The organism is Alloscardovia criceti DSM 17774, from assembly GCF_000376885.1.
GTDB classification, from domain to species: domain Bacteria; phylum Actinomycetota; class Actinomycetes; order Actinomycetales; family Bifidobacteriaceae; genus Alloscardovia; species Alloscardovia criceti.
Genome location: NZ_AQXR01000011.1, coordinates 516,868 through 541,081, shown reverse-complemented (window position 1 = coordinate 541,081; position 24,214 = coordinate 516,868). Strand labels below are relative to the sequence as shown.

At 48.6% G+C, this 24,214-nt stretch carries 26 protein-coding genes and 1 pseudogene; 26 read left to right on the top strand and 1 reads right to left on the bottom strand.

Features of this window, described 5'->3' with window-relative positions; all coding sequences use genetic code 11:
- The first annotated feature begins 15 nt into the window (after positions 1-15).
- The 6 genes from D570_RS0107725 (at position 16) to D570_RS0107700 (ending at position 5,922) form a co-directional block, all read left to right on the top strand.
- Positions 16-822, top strand: coding sequence for a segregation and condensation protein A (locus tag D570_RS0107725; protein WP_018143820.1), 807 nt, complete (start codon positions 16-18; stop codon positions 820-822).
- Positions 822-1,400, top strand: a complete 579-nt coding sequence (scpB, locus tag D570_RS0107720; RefSeq protein WP_018143819.1) for an SMC-Scp complex subunit ScpB — start codon at positions 822-824, stop codon at positions 1,398-1,400. The genes D570_RS0107725 and scpB overlap by 1 nt, the downstream gene beginning before the upstream one ends.
- A 104-nt stretch (positions 1,401-1,504) precedes the next feature.
- Positions 1,505-3,430, top strand: a complete 1,926-nt coding sequence (gene typA, locus D570_RS0107715) for a translational GTPase TypA (RefSeq protein ID WP_018143818.1) — start codon at positions 1,505-1,507, stop codon at positions 3,428-3,430.
- Positions 3,431-3,536: 106 nt separating this feature from the next.
- Positions 3,537-3,983 carry an alcohol dehydrogenase gene (locus D570_RS08805; protein ID WP_156812268.1) on the top strand — a complete coding sequence of 149 codons (447 nt, stop codon included), beginning with the start codon at positions 3,537-3,539 and terminating at the stop codon, positions 3,981-3,983.
- The gene (locus tag D570_RS0107705; RefSeq protein WP_018143816.1) at positions 3,983-4,915 is read left to right on the top strand and encodes a prephenate dehydratase; all 933 of its coding nucleotides are present in this window, start codon (positions 3,983-3,985) and stop codon (positions 4,913-4,915) included. The genes D570_RS08805 and D570_RS0107705 overlap by 1 nt, the downstream gene beginning before the upstream one ends.
- Positions 4,912-5,922: a prephenate dehydrogenase gene (locus D570_RS0107700; RefSeq protein ID WP_018143815.1), complete on the top strand. Its 1,011-nt coding sequence runs from the start codon at positions 4,912-4,914 to the stop codon at positions 5,920-5,922. The genes D570_RS0107705 and D570_RS0107700 overlap by 4 nt, the downstream gene beginning before the upstream one ends.
- On the opposite strand, the gene D570_RS0107695 is transcribed toward D570_RS0107700, so the two are convergent.
- On the bottom strand, positions 5,919-6,185 hold the full coding sequence (locus D570_RS0107695; protein WP_018143814.1) for a DUF6725 family protein: 267 nt from the start codon (positions 6,183-6,185) through the stop codon (positions 5,919-5,921). The two genes, D570_RS0107700 and D570_RS0107695, sit on opposite strands and share 4 nt — an antisense overlap.
- A 167-nt stretch (positions 6,186-6,352) precedes the next feature.
- Between D570_RS0107695 and D570_RS0107690 the strand changes: the two genes are divergently transcribed.
- The 20 genes and pseudogenes from D570_RS0107690 (at position 6,353) to D570_RS0107595 (ending at position 24,195) form a co-directional block, all read left to right on the top strand.
- Positions 6,353-7,309: a tyrosine recombinase XerC gene (locus tag D570_RS0107690; protein WP_018143813.1), complete on the top strand. Its 957-nt coding sequence runs from the start codon at positions 6,353-6,355 to the stop codon at positions 7,307-7,309.
- A gap of 245 nt (positions 7,310-7,554) precedes the next feature.
- Positions 7,555-9,204 (top strand): peptide ABC transporter substrate-binding protein, encoded by a 1,650-nt coding sequence (locus D570_RS0107685; protein WP_018143812.1) that lies wholly within the window; start codon positions 7,555-7,557, stop codon positions 9,202-9,204.
- Between the two features lie 186 nt (positions 9,205-9,390).
- Entirely contained in the window at positions 9,391-10,320 is a 930-nt protein-coding gene (locus D570_RS0107680; protein WP_018143811.1) for an ABC transporter permease, read from the top strand.
- 13 nt (positions 10,321-10,333) lie between these two features.
- Positions 10,334-11,287 (top strand): ABC transporter permease, encoded by a 954-nt coding sequence (locus tag D570_RS0107675; protein WP_018143810.1) that lies wholly within the window; start codon positions 10,334-10,336, stop codon positions 11,285-11,287.
- A 42-nt stretch (positions 11,288-11,329) separates the two neighbouring features.
- Positions 11,330-13,279 (top strand): annotated as a pseudogene (locus D570_RS0107670) (dipeptide ABC transporter ATP-binding protein); the annotation flags it as partial.
- A gap of 6 nt (positions 13,280-13,285) precedes the next feature.
- Positions 13,286-14,149, top strand: a complete 864-nt coding sequence (locus D570_RS0107665) for an exodeoxyribonuclease III (RefSeq protein ID WP_018143808.1) — start codon at positions 13,286-13,288, stop codon at positions 14,147-14,149.
- Between the two features lie 125 nt (positions 14,150-14,274).
- Positions 14,275-15,051: a DUF3710 domain-containing protein gene (locus D570_RS0107660; RefSeq protein ID WP_018143807.1), complete on the top strand. Its 777-nt coding sequence runs from the start codon at positions 14,275-14,277 to the stop codon at positions 15,049-15,051.
- A complete protein-coding gene (locus D570_RS0107655; RefSeq protein WP_018143806.1) occupies positions 15,051-15,716 on the top strand; it encodes a DUF3159 domain-containing protein in 666 nt (221 codons plus the stop codon). Before D570_RS0107660 ends, D570_RS0107655 begins: the two co-directional genes overlap by 1 nt.
- A gap of 92 nt (positions 15,717-15,808) precedes the next feature.
- Complete coding sequence (locus D570_RS0107650) at positions 15,809-17,152, top strand: class I SAM-dependent RNA methyltransferase (RefSeq protein WP_018143805.1); 1,344 nt, start codon at positions 15,809-15,811, stop codon at positions 17,150-17,152.
- Between the two features lie 199 nt (positions 17,153-17,351).
- Positions 17,352-17,663 carry a DUF2200 domain-containing protein gene (locus D570_RS0107645; protein WP_211204898.1) on the top strand — a complete coding sequence of 104 codons (312 nt, stop codon included), beginning with the start codon at positions 17,352-17,354 and terminating at the stop codon, positions 17,661-17,663.
- Between the two features lie 264 nt (positions 17,664-17,927).
- Positions 17,928-18,752: a GIY-YIG nuclease family protein gene (locus D570_RS0107640; protein WP_018143803.1), complete on the top strand. Its 825-nt coding sequence runs from the start codon at positions 17,928-17,930 to the stop codon at positions 18,750-18,752.
- Positions 18,753-18,962: 210 nt separating this feature from the next.
- Positions 18,963-19,502, top strand: coding sequence for a DUF7010 family protein (locus tag D570_RS0107635; protein WP_026181973.1), 540 nt, complete (start codon positions 18,963-18,965; stop codon positions 19,500-19,502).
- A gap of 10 nt (positions 19,503-19,512) precedes the next feature.
- Positions 19,513-19,998, top strand: a complete 486-nt coding sequence (locus D570_RS0107630; protein WP_018143801.1) for a GNAT family N-acetyltransferase — start codon at positions 19,513-19,515, stop codon at positions 19,996-19,998.
- Positions 19,999-20,035: 37 nt separating this feature from the next.
- Positions 20,036-20,368 (top strand): putative quinol monooxygenase, encoded by a 333-nt coding sequence (locus tag D570_RS0107625; protein WP_018143800.1) that lies wholly within the window; start codon positions 20,036-20,038, stop codon positions 20,366-20,368.
- 428 nt (positions 20,369-20,796) lie between these two features.
- On the top strand, positions 20,797-21,039 hold the full coding sequence (locus tag D570_RS09770) for a YdeI/OmpD-associated family protein (RefSeq protein ID WP_018143799.1): 243 nt from the start codon (positions 20,797-20,799) through the stop codon (positions 21,037-21,039).
- 112 nt (positions 21,040-21,151) lie between these two features.
- Complete coding sequence (locus tag D570_RS0107615) at positions 21,152-21,430, top strand: hypothetical protein (RefSeq protein WP_018143798.1); 279 nt, start codon at positions 21,152-21,154, stop codon at positions 21,428-21,430.
- Positions 21,431-21,659: 229 nt separating this feature from the next.
- A complete protein-coding gene (locus D570_RS0107610; RefSeq protein ID WP_018143797.1) occupies positions 21,660-22,052 on the top strand; it encodes a VOC family protein in 393 nt (130 codons plus the stop codon).
- A gap of 12 nt (positions 22,053-22,064) precedes the next feature.
- On the top strand, positions 22,065-22,487 hold the full coding sequence (locus D570_RS0107605) for a VOC family protein (RefSeq protein WP_018143796.1): 423 nt from the start codon (positions 22,065-22,067) through the stop codon (positions 22,485-22,487).
- Between the two features lie 75 nt (positions 22,488-22,562).
- The gene (locus D570_RS0107600; RefSeq protein ID WP_018143795.1) at positions 22,563-23,024 is read left to right on the top strand and encodes a GNAT family N-acetyltransferase; all 462 of its coding nucleotides are present in this window, start codon (positions 22,563-22,565) and stop codon (positions 23,022-23,024) included.
- Between the two features lie 160 nt (positions 23,025-23,184).
- Entirely contained in the window at positions 23,185-24,195 is a 1,011-nt protein-coding gene (locus D570_RS0107595; RefSeq protein WP_018143794.1) for an aldo/keto reductase, read from the top strand.
- Positions 24,196-24,214 lie beyond the last annotated feature (19 nt).

Genomic DNA, 24,214 nt, shown 5'->3' with positions numbered 1-24,214 from the left:
CTGAGATAGGGAACTGTGACAGAGAGTTTTAACGTCAGCTTGGAGGGCTATCAGGGTCCTTTCGAGGTGCTGTTAAGCCTTCTGAGTCAACGCCAACTGGAGCTGACTAATATTTCTTTATCGGCCATCACCGAGGAATTTTTGGATTATGTGCGTCAGCTGGATTTGAGCAAAGACGCCGATCAGGTGAGCTCCTTCATAGACGTGGCTTCCATACTTGTAGAGGCGAAATCTGCAAGTTTAATCCCACATGATGCGAGTGATGATATATCGGATGCAAGTTTCGAAGCTTTACAGGAGCGCGACCTGCTTTTCGCACGACTCTTGCAGTATCGAGCTTTTAAACAGGCAGGGGAGGATTTTCGCTCCCGACTGGCTCAAAATTCCGGGCGCTTTGCCCATCCTGCCATGCTGAGCCCCAATATGGCTGCTCTCATGCCGGACATAGATCTCAATATTTCCTTGGAAGATTTCCTTCAACTGGCTGTACATGCATTTATGAATGCACCTGCACAAGAGGTGTCCGTACATCAGTTGCACGTGCCCATGGTGGATTTGCGTATTCAGGCGGGGATAGTTCGCGATATTTTGCGTGCAGCGGGAAATAAAACAGAAGTGAGCTTTACCGAGTTGGTTTCGGGCACGACGCAAAAAATTGAGGTGGTAGCAAGGTTTCTTGCGGTGTTAGCCTTTTTCAAGCAAGGCGTTGTGCAGTTTAAGCAGGAACAACCATTTGGGCAGTTATTTGTGCGGTGGCTGTCGGACAATGATTCCCGTGATACCACCGATGTCGTAGCTATTTCTGAAGGAGATTTCGCGTAATGAGTACTGACGATAAGCTCGACATTAAGCCGGCTCTGGAGGCTATTTTTATGGCAAGTGATCAGGCCTTGACCGTATCACAATTGGCAGCAGCTTTGAGCGCCACCGGATATATGGACGAGGCTCAAGATGCTGAATCACGCGTCGAGCAGGCTATCGACGAGCTCAGCGCAGAATATGCCCAGCAAGGCCGAGGCTTTGAACTGGTGCATACGGCGCAAGGCTGGCAATATATGACTGCTCAGGCCTATGAAAATGTGGTTGCACAATTTATTACGGATGGTCAAACGGCTCGGCTTTCTCAAGCAGCTCTGGAAACCTTGGCTATTATTGCCTACAAGCAGCCCATTACACGTGCGCAGGTTACCGCCATTCGCGGAGTGAGCTCGGATGGTGTGATTCGATCCTTAATGGTCCGCGGTCTTATCCGCGAGAACGGTCTGGATGAAGAAACACATGCGGCATTGCTGGAAACCACCGTGCTGTTTTTGGACAAAATGGGTTTGACGGAACTGAGTCATTTGCCACTGCTAGCACCATTTTTGCCGTCCTCCGTGCCAGATGAAAAAGACTTATAATAGTCAGTGTCAGGCGTGTCTTGAAGACATCGTAAACTTGCTCAAGGTTTATTTATAGTTAGCTTTTTAGCGATTAACTTTATATCAAATAAAAGAGGTATTGAATGGCAATCCGCTCAAATATTCGTAATGTAGCTATTGTCGCGCACGTTGATCACGGTAAGACCACTTTGGTAAATGCCATGCTTCAGCAATCCAATGTTTTCTCTGAGCGTGAAGAAGTTCCAGACCGTGTGATGGACTCTGGCGATATTGAGCGTGAAAAGGGTATTACTATCCTTGCCAAGAATACGGCTATCCATTATCACGGACCAGCAGCTGTGGAGCTTGGTGAGCACGAAGGTATCGTCATCAATGTGGTGGACACCCCAGGCCACGCGGACTTTGGTGGTGAAGTAGAACGCGGTATTTCCATGGTGGATGGTGTGGTTCTGCTCGTGGATGCTTCGGAAGGCCCACTGCCACAAACGCGCTTCGTGCTGCGCAAGGCCTTGGAAGCTAAGCTTCCTGTGATTCTGGCCATTAATAAGACCGACCGTCCAGATGCGCGTATCGACGAGGTCGTGTCCGAAGCCACGGATTTGCTGCTAGGTTTGGCACAGGACGTGGTAGAGGAAGGCGTGGATCTCGATTTGGATGCTTTGCTGGATTTGCCCGTTATTTACTGTGCTGCGAAGGCGGGCCGTGCTTCCGTCAATCAGCCTGCAGATGGCGATGTGCCAGACAATGACAATCTTGAGCCACTCTTCGAAATGATTGTGAAGAACATCCCAGCTCCGGAGTATGACGAGAATGCTCCTTTGCAGGCTCACGTCACCAATATTGACGCATCGGATTACTTGGGCCGTTTGGGTTTGGTACGTATTTACTCCGGCGAGCTCGTCAAGGGCAAGCAGTACGGCCTGTCGCGTAACGACGGCAAGATTGTGAACTTCAAGTTGACCGAAATCTTGCGCACAGAAGGCCTGGATCGCGTTCCAGCCGAAACTGCAGGTCCTGGCGACATCGTGGCAATTGCGGGTGTGGATGACATCATGATTGGTGAAACCATCGTCGATCCAAATAATCCGTTGCCTTTGCCATTGATTCACGTCGATGAGCCAGCAATTTCCATGACTTTCGGTACGAATGATTCTCCATTGGCTGGTACTGAAGGCAAGGACCACAAGCTGACTGCACGTATGCTGAAGGATCGTTTGGATAAGGAACTTATCGGTAACGTGTCCATTCAGGTGCATGACACGAATCGTCCAGATGTGTGGGAAGTCCGTGGTCGTGGTGAGTTAGCTTTGGCCGTGCTGGCAGAAGAAATGCGCCGCGAAGGCTTCGAATTGACTGTGGGTCGTCCTCAGGTTGTCACCCGTACGGTCGACGGCAAGGTAAAGGAGCCGTTCGAGCATTCCACCATTGATGTGCCAGAAGAGTATATGGGTGCTGTAACCCAGCTTATGGCAGCCCGCAAGGGTCGTATGGATTCCATGACCAATCATGGTTCCGGTTGGGTACGTATGGAGTTTACCGTGCCAAGCCGTGGTTTGATTGGTTTCAGAACTCAGTTGTTGTCTAGCACGCGCGGCACCGGCATCGCATCTTCTATTTCTGCAGGGTACGATGACTGGGCTGGCGAGATTGTCGTACGTCAGAACGGTTCCATGGTGGCAGACCGTCAGGGTAAGGCTAGCCCATACGCTATGCAGAAGCTACAGGCTCGTGGAAACTTCTTCGTGCAACCACAGTCTCCTGTCTATGAAGGCCAGGTTGTGGGCGTAACGGGTAAGCCAGGCGATTTGGATATCAACATTACACTGGAAAAGCATATGACCAATATGCGTTCGGCCACGGCAGATGTACTCGAAACCTTGACGCCACCAATTCAGATGAGTTTGGAAGAGTCTTTGGACTTCGCAAATGATGACGAATGCGTTGAAGTAACCCCTGAATCCATCCGCGTGCGCAAGATTATTTTGAGCCGTGATGCATGGTACAAGTGGCATGCTCAGCAGCGTCGTCAGTCCAAGCAGGGCAACTAAACGTCAAAAAAAATAACAGGAACTAAAACGTCAAAAATATAGGCGTTTTATCAATTGACTCTCAACGCGCATTAGAATGGTGTTGAGAGTCAATACATTTCACAGTTTGGATAGCACAGTGCCTCAAAAACCCTCTACTATAGGTTCTTGGATTTTTACGCTCCTTTCGGCATCAGTAGTAGCTCTTGTAGGCACTTTTTCATACCGCTTGGGTGCCGCTTACAATATTCCCTATGGTCTCATTCTTGCGCTGATGCTCGTAGGACTGTCCTGTTTTCTGGCGGGAGCGCGAGTCGAGGCGCGTGCTACGCTCTGGCATGAATTTGTGCATGCTCTCGTATCCGCAGTTGTCGTGTGGGCTATGGCACTATCGAGCACGACCACGAGCACGGTTGTGGCTATGGGCGGAAAGGCACTCGTCACATTTTGGTCGCAGCATGCATCTCTTTTCTGGCTCTATGGCATTATTCTTGTGCAACTCCTAGTGATGTTTCTGCCGCGCGAGTGGGTGGAAAAATTCGGAGATCATGCCAGTGAAAGTGCGAGGGCATAGTGAAGCTGTACTATCTCGGACCTCAGGGTTCTTTTACATTTCAGGCGGCTCAAGACGTTGCCCACATAATTCCTACGCAGGTAGCCTCCTTAGCCGGTCAACAGTTCGAACTTCAATCCTGTGCGCGCGAGCAGGAGATTTTTGAGCATGTTGAAGAGGGTGAGGGTTGTGGCATCGTAGCGTGGGAAAATAACGTTGAAGGCTACGTCGCTGTAAATCTGGATCGACTTATAGATGCACACAATGTGGCAGCCGTGTTTCGACACAGCATTGATGTGGAGTTTGATGCTTTTGTGCGAGCAGATCATGGAGAACTCACGGAGGTTACGGCTCATCCTCACGGTCTTGCGCAATGCATGCAGTTTATGGAGCGCAATGGGCTGCGTGCAGTCTCAGCATCTTCCAATTCTGCGGCCTTAGAAAGCTTGCAGCCTCATCAAGTGGGATTAGCCCCCCGTCATAGTGGGGAGTTGTTTGGTCTGAACACTTTCGCCCGGTCTGTGCAGGACTTCACGGGTGCGCATACGGATTTTCTTGTGTTAGCGCCTCGGGGTTATGCGGTGGATGCGTGCACAGCATGGAAAAATGCGCATGTAGCCTGTGAAAGCATCATTACGGTTATCCCGCTGTCTACGGGCCCTGGAGTTATCGCGGATTTGTTGGATGTCTTCAGAGATAACGGCATCAATATGACGAGTCTTATTTCTCGACCTATCAAGGCCGTAGATGGCACGTACAGCTTTATTATTACCCTAGACGCAGCACCGTGGGATTCTCAGGCTCAGCGTGTGCTCCAAGAAATTCAAGATCATAACGATTGGCTGAAAATTCTCGCCGTGTATCCACAACGCAATACGGTTCAAATTCCAGCGACGCAATGGAATTTGCCACATCTCGGCCTCAATCCCATGTTAGAGGAGGACAAAAAATGAAAGTAGCCATTGCAGGTTTGGGTCTCATTGGTGGCTCTCTTGCGCTGGCGCTGGTGCAGTCGGGGAACGAGGTCATCGCATGGAATCATCGCTCAGCCGCTTATGAGCAGGCGCGCAAGGCAGGCATTCATTGTGTAAAAACACTGGACGAACTTGCCAGCTCCGAAGCCGATGTGCTCGTCCTGTGCACACCGCTTAAAGCTATGGATTCTATTATTGCCACGCTGGTCGGCAAACTCAGCCCTCGCACTACGCTGACCGACGTGGGGAGCGTCAAGCGTGAAGTGCTTGCAACTGTGAGCAAGCATGGGCTACGCCAAGCCTTTGTGGGAGCACATCCCATGGCGGGCAATGAATTGGCAGGCTTTGATGCCGCCGATGCTCAATTATTTCAACATGCCACGTGGGCGCTGACCGTGGAATCCGACACGGATTTTGAACGCTTCGTCACCGTAGGGCGCATGATTTGTGAGGGTGTCAAGAACCGTTTCATCGTGACAAATGCTGAGGAACACGACAAAGCCACAGCGCAAATTTCGCACATGCCCCATGTCGTTTCCACCGCATTGGCTGCTCAATTAGTGGATAATCCACAGTCCAATATCGCATTGGCTTTGGCAGCCGGCTCATGGAGAGATATGACGCGTGTGGCTTTGACGACGCCGGATAGAACTCAAGCTATGGTGGACGAAAATCCGGATAATGTGGCGCAGCTTTTACGCAATTTGTCTGTCCGGCTCGATGCTGTGGCTGATTTGCTGGAATCGGATGAAGAGGAAGATAGCGAGCGCTTACGTCAATTCTTCTTATCTGCCGATCCGTATCGCAAGGTTCGCGCTCAGCTCAATAACGGCGTACCGGAAGGCGTATACAATATTAAATTCTCATCATCTGGTGACGAATGGAAAGAGCAACTTCTCCAAGCTTCACGTAAGGGCGGAAGAGTGGAGTATATCGATGCTATCGAGGCTGATGTGCGCCATTTTGCGCATTTGCGTGACAACTAATTGTGAGGTGACATAACCGGTCGCTCGGGTATGGGCTTGATGCGGGCTACTGCGTCAAGCGGAATGCTGACCATTTCTTCCGGACGCAATCCGTTTGCTGTGGCGTCGCGTAGAAATGAGATATGTGTGTCGTCATATGCGGCGATGTGCCCTATATAATCTCGAAATTGCATGCGTCCGCTGTATGCGTCCACGCCATCGAAGCAGCGAATAACAAGGCGTGCGTGGTGGGGAATTTTAGACAGCATTTCGACAGTAAGCATGCACATATTCTAAGACATACAGGCGATGGCAAACTGAGGGTATGCTTCGTGTAGTTTTTCCTACAATAGAAACAGTATAATTGCCGCGCATACCGCTGAGGCGGTGTATCGGGAAGTTGTAGGCATATATGGCACAGAGAAAAAGACACGCATCCGAAAGTTCAGCAATGGATGAGCTGAGCATGAGTGCGCAAATGAAGGAAAGTGTAGAAGCGTACCGCGAGTATTTGGAGTCCAACAAGGGTTTGAGATCGTTAACGGTTAAATCTTATATTTCAGATACTGCACGCACGCTCCATCTGATGTATTTGCGCGGAATTCGTACGTTGGATGCCATCACCATCGATGAACTAAGATCGTGGATTGCGCACGAGCGGCACATGGGCATGGCACCGGCAAGTATGGCACGCAAAATCGTATCCATCCGAGGTTTCTTCGCTTTTGCGCATGAGCACGGTTATGCATCGCAGAATCCAGCAGCACGCTTGGTAACGCCCAAGCAGGCCTCGCGTTTACCGGAAATTCTCAATAAAAAACAGGCCCAAGCTATCGTCGAAACTCAAACTCAGCAGGAAAGCCAGGAGGGCAATGGGGCAGTAGCCCTGCGTGACAACGCCATTATGGAGTTGTTGTATGCCACGGGCATACGTGTAGCGGAGCTGGTCTCCTTGGATTGTAATGATGTGATGATGTCTGAGCGGTTACTCAAGGTAACGGGTAAAGGAAATAAGCAACGCATGGTGCCATTCGGTCTGCCTGCAGCGCATGCGTTGGAGATATGGATGGAGCAGGGCAGAGCACAACTGCTCCATCATGCGGGTGTGCATATCGAGGATGGAGATGAGGGCTCAGCTGCGCTCTTTTTGGGTGTGCAGGGACATCGGATGAATCAACGTCAAGTACGCGATCTTGTCCATCAAAGGGCTCAAGCCGCGGGTGTGCCGGACGTAGCACCGCATGCGCTGCGTCACAGCGCTGCGACACATATGCTCGATGGTGGGGCGGATTTGCGCGAAGTGCAGGAATTACTGGGGCACGCATCCCTGAGTACCACCCAGAGATATACCCATGTTTCTATGGAAAAGCTGAAACAATCGTATAAACAAGCCTTTCCTCGCGCGTAATTCCAAAATGTGACACAACTGTGAAAAAATGTATACATTTTCTAAATCGTTGAAATTGCAGTATTTATGCGATTCTTTATACATGACCATGCATAAATATATACTGTTTTATACATGAAGGTAGGCAATTGACTCTTAAAAGTAACAATTGTCTGATAACGTAAACGATACGTTCAAAAGACGCAATCGTATGACTGTACTTTTGTGCATAATTCCCTTGCTAAGGGGGAGAATAAAAGAAAGAGATGATCATGAAGAAATCTAAGATCACTTTAATTACTGCAGCAGTTGCAGCAGCAGTAATGGCTTTGGGAGCTTGCGGCGCATCGAGCAGCAGCAGCTCTTCATCTAGCTCTGCTTCTACTGACGCAGTTATTACCGCTTTTGGCACCGAGCCAGAAAACGCACTTATCCCAGCAAATACCAATGAAAACAGCGGTGGCCGCGTAGTTGATTTGCTCTTTGCAGGTCTTGTAGGCTTTGATAATGATGGTAATGCTAAGAACGAAGTGGCAAAGTCCATCACTCCAAATGACGACAATACCAAGTTTGACATTGAGCTCAACGATGGCTGGACCTTCACCGATGGTACTAAGGTAACCTCTGAATCCTTCACTAAGGCTTGGAGCTATGCTGCAGTAGCTGCCAATTCTCAGCTGAATAATTCTTGGTTCAACATCATCAAGGGTTATGACGAGCTTCAGGCTGATGGCACCGCTAGCGATGCTCAGCTCTCCGGCTTGACTGTAACCGATGACACACACTTCTCTGTAGAACTGAACAGCTCTACCTCTACATTCCCAATCCAGGTCGGCTATTCTGCATTCTACCCATTGCCAGAATCCTACTACTCTGATCCAGATGCATTCGGTCAGAACCCAGTTGGTAACGGTTCTTACAAGTTCAAGTCTTGGACTCACAACCAGTCCATCTCTTTGGAAAAGAACGATGACTACAAGGGTAACTTCCCAGCGAAGAATGGTGGCATTGAGTTCAAGATTTACACCGATATGGATACTGCTTATGCAGATGTCCAGGCTGGTAACCTTGACGTGATGGATGGTATCCCATCTTCTGCTGCTACGACTTTCGAGTCGGATTCTTCTGTACAGGCATACAACAAGCCTGGCGCAAGCATCAACACCTTGCTCATCCCATCCGCTTTGGACCACTTCGGTATGAACGAAGAAGGTCGTTTGCGCCGTGCAGCTATCTCTCGCGCTATCAACCGTGAGCAGATTGTAGAGAAGGTACTTGGTGGTGTGGGTACACCAGCTGTAGACTATGTCACTCCAAAGATTGCAGGCTACTCTGAAAACCTCACCGGTAATGAAGTTTTGAAGTATGACGCAGATGCTGCTAAGCAGCTCTGGGATCAGGCGAACGCTATTAGCGACTGGGGTAATGCTACCTTCACTATGACATACAATGCTGATGGTGGAAACAAGGATCTCTTCGATGCATTGGCTAACTCCATCAAGAATGCTTTGGGCATCGATGCAGTTGCTGCGCCAATCGCAACCTTCCAGCAGCTTCGTCAGGAAATTAACAACCGTTCTTTGAAGACTGCATTCCGTGCAGGCTGGATGCCGGATTACCCATCTGCTGAAAACTACCTCAAGCCACTCTACAGCTCTGCAGCTGCAGATGGTAATGGTGCAAACGATGGTGATTACAAGAATCCAGACTTTGATGCACTTCTCGACAAGGCAGCAGCTGCTGCAAGCACAGAAGATGCGAACAAGATCTACCAGCAGGCAGAAGAAATTCTGCTTCAGGATCTTCCTGCAATCCCTATCTACTACAAGAACAACACTGGTGTGACCGCTCAGGGCGTCAATGGCTTCACTATTAAGTGGAACTCTTTGCCAAGCTACCGCGATCTTACTAAGTAAGAGGCTCTCAAAGTTTTCTTGTAGATAATTTTAGTGGTGCTCATTTCGGGTCAGCCCGAAATGAGCACCTTTCATGGTAATATAACTCAAATCCCGTCAGACTTAGTTTGTAAAAGTTGTGTGCGCCCGCTGGTGTAGTATAGCTTAAAGTTCGTGAATGAAGGGAAAGCACAAGGAGAAAAAGATATGTGGAAGTACTTTCTACGCCGTGTGCTACAGATGATTCCAGTTGTGCTGGGTACCACCTTGCTGATTTACGCATTGGTATTCGCTCTTCCAGGTGATCCTGTGGTAGCAATGTTCGGCGACAAACCAGTAAATGAGGCAATCGCAGCCCAGATTCGCGCCGAGTATCACCTCGACCAACCATTTTTTGTTCAATACCTGTATTTCTTGAAGAATGCATTAACGCTGGATTTCGGAAATACCTTGCGTGGTAACCGTCCTGTCATCGAAGTTATGGCTCAGGCATTCCCCGTGACCATCAAGCTCGGTTTGATGGCATTCGTGTTTGAAGCAATCTTCGGTGTTGTGTTCGGTGTTATTTCCGGTCTGAAAAAAGGCAAGTGGTACGATTCCGTTATTTTGATTGTTTCGCTTCTTCTTATCTCTGTTCCAACCTTCGTAACCGGCTTTTTGATGCAGTATTTCTTGGGTGTCAAGTGGCGAATTCTTCCTGTAACAGCTGGAGCTAACCCAGGTTTCATTGATTTGTTAATGCCTGCTATGGTTCTGGGCTCCGCATCGATGGCTTATATTATCCGCCTGACACGTACGGAAGTCGCATCAAATCGAACATTAGACTATGTGCGCACTGCTCGAGCAAAGGGCCTGAGCAATCGCAAAGTAATTATGAATCACATTTTGCGCAATTCCCTTATCCCAGTGGTCACATACTTGGGTGCCGATTTGGGTGCTTTGATGGGTGGCGCAATGATTTCCGAGCGAATCTTCAACATTAACGGTATTGGTAATACCCTATACAAGGCTATTTTGCAGGGTGAATCGAACCTCGTAGTTTCAGTAGTTACCGTTCTCGTTTTGATCTTCGTAGTGTGCAACCTGCTTGTTGATATGCTCTACGCAGTTCTCGATCCACGAATTCGCTACGCGTAAGTGAGGATGACGAATGACTAATAATAATTCTCCATTACCAGGTCAAGAGCGCTACGTTGCGCCAATTGACGAGACTCCATTGCAGGCAGTAGATGCTGTAGACACAGACGCGCCTGCAACGAGCATGTGGGCAGATGCATGGCGAAGCTTGCGTAAGAATCCGCTGTTTATCGTGGCCGCCTTGGTCATTGCCTTCATCGTTTTCGTGGCATTATTCCCGAAGGTCTTTACCAATCTTGATCCAAATTTCTGCACCTTGGACTATTCGAAGGAACCAGCTACAGCTGGACATCCATTCGGTTTCGATGTACAGGGTTGCGATATCTATGCGCGCGTGATTTACGGTACACGTACCTCTTTGACCGTGGGTATTGCGACTACACTGCTTGTGATCCTCCTCGGTGGCATTATCGGAGCAGTAGCTGGCTTCTTCGGTGGATGGGTTGATTCGATTCTTTCCCGTCTGATTGATATCTTCTATGCCGTGCCACTTTTGCTGGGTGCAATCGTTGTACTTCAAATGTTCCGCACATCTACTTCTATCTGGAAGATTGTGCTCGTGATGGCCATGTTTGGTTGGGTTTCTATTGCACGTATTGCTCGAAGCTCTGTGCTCGAGGCGAAGAATCTTGAATTCAATACGGCTTCCACTGCTTTGGGATCCACACCTATTCGCAATCTGTTCCGTCACATTATCCCTAATGCGTTGGCTCCGGTGCTGGTCGTCGGTACAACCTCCTTGGCAAGCTACATCGTGCTCGAAGCTACACTGAGCTTCTTAGGTTTGGGTATGCCTTCCGGCAATGTCAGCTGGGGTGGCGATATTTCCACCGCTCAGACCATGCTACGCACACAGCCAATGATTTTGTTCTACCCATCTGTTGCTCTGGCTATTACCGCCCTTGCATTTATTATGCTCGGTGATGCAGTGCGCGATGCTTTGGATCCAAAGAGCCGCACGGAGTAAAAGAGGAGTTTAGTAATGACAGAAAATACAAATATTCCATCTCCTCTGCTTGAGGTAAAGGACTTGCACGTAGAATTCAATACTTCTGCGGGCAATGTCAAAGCGGTGAACAGTGCTACTTTTAATGTTTACCCAGGTCAATGGGTCGCTATTGTAGGTGAATCTGGATCCGGTAAGTCCACATCCGCTATGGCCGCTTTAGGTCTGCTGCCAGGTACCGGTCATATCACTTCTGGAAGTATCAAGCTGGAAGGTGAGGAGATCTCTCACTACACGGCAAAGCAGTTTGAGGCTATTCGCGGTTCGAAGATGGGCTTGGTGCCGCAAGATCCTATGTCTAATTTGAATCCTGTGTACCGCATTGAGTCCCAGATTAAAGAATCGCTGGTGGCCAATAACATTGACATCACAAAGGAGCAGCGCATCGCCTTGGCCGATGGGCTGAATCTCACGGCAGCCGAACAGACTGCGATGAGCAATATTCGCGATGACAAGGATGAGCTTTTCTTGGGCTCAGCTCAGCGCGATGAGTTGCTGGCAGCCGCTAAGGACGCTGCACAGGGTATCGTTTCTGACGAGATCCTTTCTACATGGGAGCAGACCTGGACGCCAGGCTCGATTACCCGCTGGAATGTGCGTCATGACATGGTTCAGGCGGGCATCAGTGAGACGGTAGCGGCTGAACTGGCAGAAAAGTATGTGACAGGATCCTCCATGAGCGACCGCATCGCGGGTTTGCTGGATGAGGCAGGCTTGCCTGACGCGGCTATGCGTGCACGTCAGTATCCTCATGAGTACTCCGGTGGTATGCGCCAGCGTGCGTTGATTGCTATGGGTTTGGCTGCACGTCCACGTTTGCTTATCGCGGATGAGCCAACCTCCGCACTGGATGTAACGGTGCAGAAGAAGATTTTGGATCACTTGCATACCTTGACGGATTCCTTGGGCACGGCTGTGCTCTTTATTACTCACGATTTGGGCTTGGCTGCAGAACGCGCCCAGCATATCGTGGTGATGTATAAGGGCCACATTGTAGAGTCCGGCCCAAGCCTTGAGGTATTGCAGCACCCACAGCACCCATACACCAAGCGTTTGGTAGCAGCGGCGCCATCTCTGGCTTCGAAGCGGATGGAATCCACTAAAGAACGTGCACTGATTCACTCGGAGCAGTCTGCAGCTGGTCATCCTGAAAATCTCAACGACACCATTATTTCTGTAAAGAACTTGGTGCGTGAATTCAAGGTACCAGGTCGTCGTGAACTGTTTAAAGCAGTAGATGATGTGTCCTTCGATGTAAAGCGTGGTACCACTCTGGCGATTGTAGGCGAGTCGGGTTCCGGTAAGTCGACTGTGGCAAACATGGTTTTGCATTTGCTGGATCCGACCTCCGGTACAGTCACCTATGAAGGTGAGGATATTCACTCCTTCGATGCCAAGCGTTTGCTGGACTTTAGGCGTCATGTACAGCCGGTATTCCAGAATCCTTACGGATCTTTGGACCCAACCTACAGCATCTTCCGTTCCATTGAGGAGCCATTGCGTATCCACAAGATTGGTGATGCAAAGGCTCGTGAAGCACGCGTACGTGAGTTGCTGGACATGGTAGAAATGCCTCAAAGCGTGATGAGTCGTTATCCAAATGAGCTTTCTGGTGGACAGCGTCAGCGTATTGCTGTGGCGCGCGCTATGGCTTTGAATCCAGACGTGATTGTGGCTGATGAGGCGGTATCCGCACTGGATGTGCTCGTTCAGGATCAGGTGCTCCACTTGCTCAATGATTTGCAGGCTGAGCGTGGCTTGACCTACCTGTTCATTACCCATGATTTGGCTGTGGTGCGTCAGATTGCCGATGAGGTAGTAGTAATGCAGCATGGTAAACTGGTAGAGCATGCAAGTACGGATGAGGTCTTCAAGAGCCCTCAAACCCAGTACACCCGCGATTTGTTGGATGCAATTCCTGGCGGCAAACTTGAACTTGGATTGGATGAATAGCCGATTATGACTATTTCGATTACCACTTCGAATCTCAACGGAATTCGTGCTGCGAAGCGCAAGGACATGTTTTCTTGGGTGGAGCAGCACACGCCAGATATTTGGGCGATGCAAGAGGTTCGTGCTCCTCAGACAGAAATTGACCCAATTTTTAACGAAATTGGTGCCATTTATGCGTCTTCTCCTCGTGGTGAAAGCATGACCACGCCTTTTGCCATGCAAAATGAGGTCTGTCGCATTAAGGGCAGGGCTGGCGTTGGATTGTTGTCTGCTCTTCCTGTGGTGGCTCAGCGCTACGGCTTGGAAGGCCTGGAAGAGGATGTGGATTCGGGTCGTTGGATTGAGTCCGACATTCAAACACCCGAAGGTTATACCATTACTGTGGTCAGTGTGTATGTCCATGCGGGTAATGTGGATCATCCGGATAAGATGGAGCAAAAATTCCGTTTCTTGGAGACTATGACGCAGCGTATGCAAGAGCTTCAAGATATTGCGGCTTCAGGTGGTAATCAGGCTGTGCTGTGCGGTGACTTCAACATTGCACATACACCTATCGATATCAAAAATGCCAAATCTAACGAGAAGTCGGCGGGATTCTTGCCCGAGGAACGTGTATACATTGATAAGTGGATCGATGATCTCGAGTATGTCGATGTCATGCGTGATTTGGCGGGGGATATCCAAGGTCCATACACGTGGTGGTCACAGCGCGGTAAGGCGTTTGACAACAACACAGGCTGGCGTATCGATTACCAGTTTGCGACGCCGGAGTTGGCTCACACGGCTCGCGGCTTTGTCATCGATAAGGCTCCAACGTATGATGATCGCTGGTCGGACCACGCGCCTTTGACTATTAGCTATGATGTGTGAGCCTGTAGGCGCACATGAGCACGCGTAACACTTTATGAATGCCATGACATCCGTCATGGCATTCAGTATTTTTTCAGGTTCTTCATGTAATCTTGATAATCGGTACATCCTATGAAAGGAAAAATATGGGTTTCTTCGGCTTCGGTAAGAAGAAAAAGGCTGTTGAAGGTGACGAAGTTTTAGAGAATACTTCAGAAACCGAGGAGGATCCTTCGGACGAAGTCGTTCGAGGACCATGGGATATTAATGATGAAAATGCGCCGGATTATGATGAATACTTGAACATGGGCGCTATTCGTTTGCCATTCCTTCTGGGCATCGAGTTGAGGTTGAAGGCCACCAATCCCGAGGGCAATATCATCAGCGCAACGATTACGTATCAGCACTCCTCATTGGAGATGGAAATCTTTGCCGCTCCAAAGTCGACGGGTATTTGGAACGATATTCGCCAGGAATTCCTCGATAGTCGTTCAAAGGCTCAGGAAGTTGATGGTGAGTTTGGCAAGGAAATTCTTCTTCCTGTGCAGGTGCAGGGCAAAGAAGTAGTGTCCCGTATCGTAGGTGTGGATGGCCCGCGTTGGATGGCTCGTGCCATCTTCACAGGTCCAGCAGCCACTGATTCGGAAGCAGAAGAAACTAAGGCACTGAATGACTTCTTCTCCAAGATTGTCATTGAGCGCGGCGATGCGCCTATGGCTCCACGCGATCATATTTACCTTAGCCGTCCATTGACCCCTTCACAGGTCAAGGAGATGGAGGCGGCAGCGGCTAAGAAGGCAGCTGAGGACGAGGAAGACGACCACTCCACATTGGAAAAGCCAGATGATCCAAATGGTTATGGTCAGCAAAGCCAGGTTCAGCACACGCTGCGCCGTGGTCCACTCTTCTCGGAAATGCGCTAGTGACAGATACAAAGAATAATCAAGGCTTGAAATCGATTGCGAATTCCACGGATAATTTCTCCGTATGGGAAGCGATTGGTGGAATTCGTGGCATAGTCGAGGCCGTCCTGCCTGTCCTCGTCTTTATCATCGGCTACATTATCAGTTCCGACTTAGTGCTTTCGCTCATTATCGTAGGCGCTTTGCTCGTGGTGATTGTTATTGCGCGGCTGATTCAGCGGCAAACGCTCATGGGCGCACTTTCCGGCGTTATTGTGACGCTGATTTCTGTGGTTTTTGCGGCCATGCTGAATTCTGCACGCGATTTCTACAGCCCGGGCATATTGATCAATACTGTGGCCGTTAGTGCTTTACTGGTGTCGCTCGTAGCGAAAAAGCCCGGTATAGGATGGATGCTTGAGCAGATTACGCATGACAATGCCCTGAAAGACCTTTATAAAACCTATGTGTACGCTACATGGGTGTGGATTTGCGGTTTTGGCATTCGCCTGGCTGTAGAAGTGCCACTTTATATGGCGCACAATATTTCTGCACTGGGCATTGCGAGAATTATTACCGGCATTCCGTTGTTTGCACTAATGTTGCTCGTGTCCTGGATAATCGTTGCTCCACAGCGCAAGAAGTTACTGGAGACTCGAGAAGAAGCGAAAGAGACGAGCGATTAGTAGAGCGCTTAGCTAGTGCGCATATCAGGCACCGTTGTAGAGAAAACTTCGAACACTCCTCAAGGAGAGTTCACCTAATTGAGGAGAGAAAAGTGACTGAAGAGGTTAAAGAAAGCCAGCTGGAGCAGGTAGGCGAGGGTCGCTTGGAAGCGGACGTCACCATTGAGCGTTTCGCAGATCAAGGACGCTGCGTCACGCATATTGATGGCAGGGTAGTGTTTGTGCGCTTTGCGTTGCCGGGCGAGAGGGTACGCGTACGCATTGATGAGCCACATAATCGCAAGGATCGTTTCTGGACTGCCGAGGTGACGAAGGTTTACGAGGTCAGCCCAGATCGTGTGGATCCCAGCTGGCCATTGGCCGGGCCACTGGCTTGGGGTGGCGGCGTAGGTGGCGCTGACCTGACGCACGTATCGCTGGATGGACAGCTTGCATGGAAGCGTGCCAGCATTGAAGAGCAGCTAAAGCGCATTGGCAAGCTGGAGAATCCTTCTGTTCCTGTGTTGCGCGTGCCGGAAGATGTTGCAGAAAACGGCTTGCACTGGCGTACGCGCGTGGAATTCATCGCGGACGATGAGGGCTATGTTTCTATGCGTAGGCGTGAATCACACGATCGCGTGCGTGTGCAAGATATGCCGTTGGCCTCGCGACAGGTACTCCAAGTGGCGGAGCATCTGGACTTGTTTAACCGTCGTTTTAATCCGGGCGATCATATCCGCATTACGGCACCTGAGCCTCGAGAAGGTCAGGCCGGGGTTATCGACAGTGGCAACTGGGCGTTGATGGTGAATCAAGAGCTCGCGGAGGGTAAGGAATATGTGCGCGAACGTGTAGAGCTTGCCGATGGTAAGGCCTGCGAATACAGCGTGCTGGCTTCTGGCTTCTGGCAAATGCATCGCATGGCTCCACAAGTTCTTGTCAACGATGTGCTCAAGCTTGCCCGCGGATACGGCGTGGATAAGGGTGCTGTGTACGAAAACAGCGTGGTCTGGGATTTGTACTCCGGATCCGGTCTCTTTACCATGCCAATTGCCTCACGCATCGTACCTCAAGGCCATGTGTTGGCCGTGGAAGGCTCGGAAGATGCTGTGTCCTCCGCCGTGAAGAATGCTCTGCGCAATAATGTAGATAACATCACGGAAATAGCCGGTGACGTGCTGGAAACCTTGCGCCGAGTAAAGACCAATTTTGCAGAGTTCTCACATCCAGATTTGGTGGTTTTGGATCCGCCACGTTCGGGTGCTGGTCGGAAGGTCGTAGAGCAGATTGTGAAATCTGAGGCTTCGACAGTCATTTATGTGTCCTGCGATCCAGCATCGCTTGCCCGCGATATCGCTACATTTAGGGAGTTGGGTTATGAACTCAGCTTCATTCATGCGCATGATATTTATCCAATGACACATCACGTGGAGACGGTGGCGGTGCTGACGCGATAAAGCATTTTCGAGTTTTGCTGCTGATGAGTTAGAAGCGATATTTTCCTGAGCAATCACGGTAGACTAATCAGAGATGGAATATGCAAATGGTCGCAAGTCAGGCTAAGTGGCTTTATTCTCAAGCATGCGATTCCTTAAATACCGATTAATGCTAGAAATACAACGGAGAGAGATTACGGCACGACGAAATGTTTCCGAATTGAAGCTTTCAAGAATTTATCCACTTTTGCTTCAGAAAGTGGAGCGCAAGGGGCGTTCGAAGGAAGAATTGGATGCCGTAATCGAATGGCTCACGGGCTATGATATGGAGCGAGTCGACCTTGACACGAGGTATGGTGATTTCTTTAGCAATGCTCCTGCCATCAATCCGAGAGCAAACCTCATCAAAGGCAAGGTTTGCGGGGTACAGGTGGAAACCATCGACGATCCTGTGATGCAAAAGATGCGATGGCTTGACAAATTGGTGGATGAGCTGGCACAGGGTAAGCCGTTGGAGAAGGTCTTGCGATAAGTCATGAATGGCATATTTGTATACTTGAAACTTTTAATTAGAAACTTTCCACTGGTACAGAGAAGACATGAAGTTTCCATACAAACGCATTATGGCCACATTCGACACAGCGTTAGGGAAGGCTAGAAGACTAATTGAATATTGGTTAAGAGCCTAGAGCTTTCCCTTATATGAGTAATGGAGTGGTTAACACACAGTGTGCATCAATCCAAGTAACCAGTAGTTCGGTGGATTGGCTGTAAAAGTTGCATTTTGGAGTTCCGAATGATTAAGCTAAATGATTTATTAAGACTTACAGAAGAACAAGCATCTATTGCAAAGGTTAGATTCAATAAATATAACGGATATGAAAATCCCATAGATATCTTTAAATCAAATCCTGACTTGATTAATAAACAATGGTTGTATTGGAGAAACACAAATGGATATTTTCGAGTTGGGGAAATTGCTATTTGTCTTGTCCAAATAAGTCGAGACTATTGGCTACTCACCACAGTTGATAATGTCGATAATGAGCTGGGGGTGTATAACGGTATCAACTATACCGGCACTCCAATGAACGAGCACAAGGGTTATTTCGGACGAACGATAATTAAATTCCATAAAAGTTTTCAGCAATCAGTGAGATATTTCAACTCCGTTGCAGACGAATTAGAAGTAAGCCAAATACTGCCTGACACCTTCGATGACGACGATTTTCCTGGCTACGATCGTGTAAAGCTCCCATTTCCGCAGTTGAAAAGCATCCTGGATCGGGGCAAGAGGGACTGGATTGCAGCCCTTGAGAGTCAAAAGGCTGTGTATCTCATTACGGATACAAACAATGGGAAACTCTATGTTGGTTCCGCAACCGGAAATAATGGCATGCTTCTTCAACGTTGGCGGAGCTATGCCGAAAACGGTCATGGCGGTAACAAGGAACTCAAGCGGATTGTTGAATCTGAAGGATTAGAGTACATACAATCGAATTTCCAATACTCCATTCTTGAGAACTACAATGCAAAAGTGGATGATGAGGTTATCCTCAAGCGGGAGGCGTGGTGGAAGGATATCTTACAATCCAGAAAATTCGGGTATAACCATAATTAGCACAGCTGGCATGTGAGTGGAAGAGGGTCTTCTACAGTGCCTTCTTGTCGGGAGGGGATGTACCGCTTGTCGATTCCCTGAGTGCCGAAATCCTAAGCTTGGTATCATAAAAGAGTAGCCATGATGCTCAAATTTGCTGGCAAACTTTGCCCGGTTTCTTCGTTAGGAGCACCAATTCGCTACGCCGCGATTACGAGCGAAAGGTTCGCCATGAACATCGAAGAGCTGAGAGATGAGATGATTCGCACGCAGAAGAAGGGCTTGCCGTTCATCTGTGCATCCGTGGTGTTATGGTCACTGATAGCGGTGGTGGCTGTGCTGGATATTCAAATCGATGTGAAAAATATCCTGGTCTTTTGTTGCGCAGCGCCGCTGATGCCTGTGGCGTGGATTTTTGGCAAGGCTTTGAAGGTAGACATCTTTGAGAAGGGTAATCCGCTGATTAAGCTGGCCGTACTCTTCAATATGAATCAGATCTTGTACCTGCTTATCGTCATGTGGGTTTTTAATGCCGTGCCGGAACAGATGATTATGGTGTTTGCCATGGTGTTCGGTGCACATTTATTGCCTTTCTCGTGGGTATATAAGTCGAGGGGCTATCAGATCTTTTCAATCGTAATACCTGTCGTTTCACTGATTCTTGGCAATCTTTTCAACGGCTTCGCCGTTGCTGGTACCGTAGCGGTATTAGAGCTTATTTTCGTAGCGGTACTGTTTGCGGAAATGAGGTCGTTTGATAAGAAAAAGTAGTGAGATCCTTTTGACAATCCGATACGCAGAAATCGCAGACATTCCAGCCATCGCGGCCATAGAAGCGGAGTGTTTTCCTGCATCTGAGGCTGCAACTGAGCAAGATTTCGTAGGACGCGTGGAGCATTATGGTAATCACTTCTGGCTGATGTTTAACACAGAAAAGTTAATTGCATTCGTGGACGGATTCGTAACGGATGAGCCAGATCTTAGCGATGAGATGTACGAAAACCCTGAGATGCACAACGAAAATGGCTCATGGCAAATGATTTTTGGTGTGAACACCTTGCCGGAGTACCGTTGCAAAGGATATGCAGGGGAGTTGCTCAAGCGGGCTATCGAAGAGGCGAAAAATCAAGGTCGTAAGGGCGTCGTACTCACTTGCAAAGACCGGCTTGTGAACTATTATGCGAAATTCGGCTTTGAAGATGAAGGTATCACAGATAAATCTACACACGGGAATGTGGCGTGGCATCAAATGCGCGTACGGTTTTAGAAAGAAAATAGATGGATTCTATAGAGGAGGGGACGGTATGGCGATTACAGTGAATTTGCGATATACAGGAGTGAAGGGTAACGCAAAAAAGTTTGCAGAAGAAATGACGAGCTTAGGCACGGTGGAAGCGATTCGTGCAGAGCAAGGCAATTTACGCTATGAGTACTTTATTTCCTTTGAGGATCCAGAAACCGTACTGCTCATAGATAGTTGGGACAACCAGGAAGCCATAGATATCCACCATGCATCACCGATGATGGATACCATTTCTGAGCTGCGGGAGAAGTACGACTTGCACATGACTGTGGAGAGGTACATCTCCGATGAAGAGGACGCGGGCAACGCGGACGAAAAATTTATCAGACGATAAATTCAGCATCCATATCTCACGTTTTTCTGCGGGGAGAGTTTAGATTAACCATTTTCTGTTCCTCCTTTCTCAAGGAACCTCACGAGAAGGCACACTATGGAAGCTACAGATATCTTGCCCCTTCACAACCGTGAGGAATTTCGCCCGTGGTTGGAAATAAATCACGCCACGGCTAGAGAGTGCTGGATCCACGTTAAACGCGGTCGCCCAACGGACAAAAACACATTCTGGTATCTCGATGCAGTAGAAGAAGCTTTGTGTTTCGGCCGGATTGACGGGCAGATTCAGTCTGTGGAGGGCGTGTACGTCCAAAGATTTTCACCTCGGAAGAGAGACAGCCCATGGACAGAGCTCAACAAGGAACGCGTACGCAGGCTTGAAAAACTTGGCCTCATGACACGCCAGCAGGGCGGCAGGTGCTACCTTCCATGGGGTCACGAAACTTCAAAATTGACGCGGAACTCGAAGCAGCACTCAAGCAAGCGCGTGTCTGGTCGAAATTCCGCCAATTTCCGCCCTTGTATCAGCGTGTACGTGCCTACAACGTAAGTTTTTACAAGAAAAAGAACCCTGAAACGTACAGAAAATCGTTAGAACGTTTGATGCAGGAAACGCAAAAGGAACACATGTACGGCGAGTGGAATGGCTACGTGAGGTTGCTGGACTACTGAAATTGGACCGTATATATCCGTAGAGTTTTGTGAATCTCTCCACATTTTCCTCCGCTTCAAGTGCTCAAGTGCTAGGCTAATACTTAAGCCTTTTGAGACAAAGGAGTCAAAAATGTGGGATAAAGAAATACTAAATAAAGACTTCATGAATAGTGAACTTTTCAACAAAGACCTGTGGAACAAAGAAATTTGGGATAACGAGGTTCTTGCCGAAGCGCGAAGGCGCTTCGAAAATGCCGATCAACAAAAGAAAACTCTGATGACCTTTGCCGCCGGTGTACTCGCCGGAGTGGTGGGGGCTTGGCTGCTCTCGCTGATTCTTGGAGCAATTTTCAAACCAAAGAAACAGGTAGAGGTGATGACGGAATCTGAAGAAGAAGAGGACGAATAGTCTATCCGCCAAGCTCGCACTGCCTTGTCAACTGTGAGATTGCGTTCATTGCGGACAACCACCGCAATGAACGCATTTTTATATACCAGCCCGAAAACCAAATCACTGTGATTTAACTTACGCCAGTCGCACGATGACGTACTTGCAAAATTGATAAAATTGGACATGTAAACCATGATGCAGTGGTTCTACATTTCACTATTGTGCATTACATTCTTAAGGATTTCATATGATTACATCAATCGGACAGGTCATGCTTTACGTCAACGATCTCGAAGCCAGTGCTAAGTTCTGGACCGAGCAGGCGGGTTTTGAAAAGGCGATTCCATTCCCATCTGCGGATGGTGATGGCAGCACGATTTACGAGCTGAAGCCGAAGGCAGATTCCGATGTCAGTTTCGTACTTCAAGATAAGAAGAAGATCGAAAAAATGCATCCAGAACTGAATTTAGGCACTCCCTCCATCATGCTGCAAACGGATGATTTGGAGCAGACCTATCAGTTCTTTATAGAGCATGGCGTGAAGGCAAATCCAATTATGGAGGCTACGGGCATGCGTTTCTTCAATTTCCCAGATAATGAAGGAAATTACTTCGCTATTAAAGAAATCTCAGCAGAGTAAAGGGCATACGCCATGATTAAGTCACTGGAAATTTACCTGGTCACCGACGGCAACGGACAGGAAGCCGTGGAGTTTTACAAGAAAGCGCTGGATGCGGAGCTTATCTCCATGACGCTCTTCAAAGATCAGTATCCTGAGGTGCCACCAGAACGTGCGAACTTGGTTATGAATGCACAGCTCAAAGTTGGTTCTCAGCGTTTGATGATTTCGGATGAAAATCCGGATATGGAGTACAAGCACGGTTACAATATGACAGCCTGCATCATCGTAGACAGTGTGGAGGAGGCTCAGAAAATCTACGACAAGTTGTCTGCGGATGCGAATGCTGTCCATTTGGAGCTGCAGGAGACATTCTGGAGCCCAGCATATGCGAACTTTGAGGATAAGTTTGGCATGATGTGGCAGATTAGTACGGAGATAAACGAAGCAGAATAACTCTGTATGTGAGTAATTTCTTGTATCGCCTAAGGAAATCTTCTTTAGGCGATACGCGTATAAGGACAGGGGCGTATGCGAGCAACGGGCTTGCCTATAATAATCCGTCGGATTGAAGCATTGAGTCCAGAACTCATCCACGGTTTAGTCGATATCTGGGAGACTTCCGTACGACAAACGCATTATTTTTTGACCGTTGACGATGTTGAAACCATTAAAACCTTTGTGCCACAGGCGATAGCATCAGTCCAGCACCTAGTGGTTGCGCAGATTTCTGATGAGCTACCTATTGCCTTCATGGGCATAAACCATCGCCGCTTAGAAATGCTCTTTATCTCCCCGGCATTTCGTGGTCAAGGAATAGGCAGAACACTGCTGGAATGGGGCATTGATGAATACGGTGTCGACGAGCTGACCGTGAATGAGCAAAACCCGAGCGCAGTGGGTTTCTATGAACATCTGGGATTTGAAACGTATAAGCGCGCGGAACGAGATGAGGAGGGTCAACCTTTTCCCTTGCTCTATATGAGGCGTTAATTCAAGATCTGATAGTGCTTCTATTTCATCACGTACGTACATTTGGGCACTCATAACGCTAGTATTAGAAATGTTAGCGCAAACATCGCAGATGGATACAGCAGGGAAGCTGCATTGGGTCCTGCAATTTTGAAAATGCGCACGTCAAAGGAGATAAGCAATGGCAGATGTGTACGAAGCACAGAGCACTCGATACGATTCCATGACTTACAATCATGTGGGCATCAGCGGCCTCAAATTTCCTGCGGTTTCTTTAGGATTCTGGCATAATTTCGGCAGTCGCGATAACTATGACAATATGAAGGCCATGTGCCGCACGGCCTTTGATAATGGCATTACGCAGTTTGATTTAGCAAATAATTATGGTCCCGTGTATGGGAGTGCCGAAAGCAATTTGGGTCGTATTTTGGCGGAAGACTTTGTGCCTTACCGTGATGAACTCGTCATCACATCCAAGGCAGGATATGACATGTGGGAAGGCCCTTACGGCAATTGGGGTAGCAAGAAGTATCTCACCGCGAGTGTGGATCAAAGCCTCAAGCGTCTGGGCGTAGAGTATGTGGATATTTTCTACCATCACCGTATGGATCCAGAAACGCCATTGGAAGAAACTATGGAAGCATTGGCATCCATCGTTCATAGTGGAAAAGCTTTGTATGCGGGTATTTCGAATTATGATGAGGACAATACACGCAAGGCAGTGGCAATTATGAAGGAATTGCATTGCCCACTGATTGTGAATCAGCGTTCGTACTCGATTTTCAATCGCCAAATTGAAGAAGATGGGGTGAAGAAGGCCTGCAAAGAGATAGGAATGGGCATTATTGCCTTTAGCCCACTGGCGCAGGGTCTGCTCACCGACAAATATCTCCATGGCATCCCGGAAGACAGTCGCATCGCTCATGATGGTCGTTTCTTACAGGCCAGCGCGTTGACAGATGAGCGTTTGGATCAAATTTCCCGTTTGAATGCCCTTGCTATGCAGCGTGGGCAGAGCCTCGCACAGATGGCCTTGTCGTGGATTCTTAAGGATGATGAAGTGTGCTCGGTGCTTATCGGCGCTTCGCGTCCGGAGCAAATCGTGGAAAATATTTCTGTGACGCAATCCACCGATTTTAGCTCAGAAGAATTGCAGATTATCGATGAAATTTGCGGCATAAAGGCACAGTAGAGGCTAGTGATCTACGATG